Source organism: Janthinobacterium sp. Ant5-2-1 (assembly GCF_001445815.1).
Taxonomy (GTDB): domain Bacteria; phylum Pseudomonadota; class Gammaproteobacteria; order Burkholderiales; family Burkholderiaceae_D; genus Janthinobacterium; species Janthinobacterium lividum_E.
In genome coordinates this window covers 1-1,520 of sequence record NZ_LNCE01000073.1, presented here as the reverse complement: position 1 = coordinate 1,520, position 1,520 = coordinate 1, and the positions used below count along the sequence as shown (strand labels likewise).

The 1,520-nt window shown below is 61.9% G+C and carries 1 protein-coding gene; it reads left to right on the top strand.

The features are described 5' to 3' along the window. The coding region (locus tag ASN89_RS22615; RefSeq protein ID WP_235502047.1) for an efflux RND transporter permease subunit at positions 1 to 1,520 on the top strand (1,520 nt) is incomplete at both ends.

Sequence of the window (1,520 nt, the reverse complement as noted above, 5' to 3'; positions counted from 1 at the left end):
TGGCCGGCCTGGTATTCGTCTTCATGCGCCTGCCGACCTCCTTCCTGCCGGAAGAAGACCAGGGCATCCTGTTTACGCAGATTCAATTGCCGACGGGCGCCACGCAAGAGCGCACCCTGAAAGTGATCGAGCAGGTCGAAGACCACTTCATGAACAGCGAGAAAGACAACGTCGCTTCCGTGTTTGCCGTCGCCGGTTTCAGCTTCGGCGGTAACGGCCAGAACACGGGTATCGCCTTCGTGCGCCTGAAAGACTGGTCGCTGCGCAAGGACGTGGCGCAAAAAGCGCCGGCCGTGGCCGGTCGCGCCATGGGCAAGTTGTTGCAGATCAAGGATGCGATGGTGTTTACGTTCGCCCCCCCTGCCGTGCTGGAACTGGGTAACGCCACCGGTTTCGACATGCAGCTGCAAGATATCGGCGGTGTCGGCCATGACGCCCTGATGGCGGCGCGTAACCAGTTGCTGGGCATGGCGTCGCAGAATCCGGCCATGGTGGGCGTGCGCCCGAACGGCCAGGAAGATACGCCGCAGTACAAGATCGACATCGACCAGCAGAAAGCCACTGCGCTGGGCTTGCAGCTCTCGGAAATCAACCGCGTGCTGAGCGTGGGCTGGGGTAGTTCGTATGTCAACGACTTCCTCGACCGTGGTCGCGTGAAGAAAGTCTTCATGCAAGGCAATGCCGAATCGCGCATGCTGCCGGAAGACTTGAACAAGTGGTTCGTGCGCAATACCGCTGGCCAGATGGTGCCGTTCTCGGCCTTTGCCACCGGCAAGTGGATTTACGCGTCGCCACGCCTGGAACGCTACAACGGCTTGCCGTCGGTTGAGATCCTCGGTACGCCGGCGCCGGGCCAAAGCACGGGCGCGGCCATGAACGCGATGGAAGAAATGGTCGCCAAGTTGCCGCCTGGCATAGGCTTCAGCTGGACCGGCGTCTCGCTGGAAGAGCGCGAATCCGGTTCGCAGACGCCGCAGCTGTATGCGCTGTCCCTGCTGATCGTGTTCCTGTGCCTGGCCGCGCTGTATGAAAGCTGGTCGATTCCATTCTCCGTGCTGCTGGTGGTACCGCTGGGCGTGATCGGCGCCGTGCTCGGTACGTGGATGTTTGGCCTGTCGAACGACGTGTACTTCCAGGTGGGCTTGCTCACGGTGGTGGGCCTGTCGGCGAAGAACGCGATTCTGATCGTCGAGTTTGCCAAGGAAATGCAGGAATCGGGCATGTCGCTGCTGGACGCGACCTTGCATGCGGTGCGTCTGCGTCTGCGTCCGATTCTGATGACCTCGATTGCCTTCGGCCTGGGCGTGTTGCCACTGGCCATCTCCAGCGGCGCCGGTTCCGGCAGCCAGAACGCCATCGGTATCGGCGTGCTGGGCGGTATGTTGACGGCTACCTTCCTCGGTATCTTCTTCGTGCCGGTGTTCTTCGTGCTGGTGCGCGGCTTCTTCTCGAAGCCGGATGCGCCAGCCACGCCGGCGACGCCTGGCTCGCCAGCCGTCACGCTTTCTAAGGATGCGCAT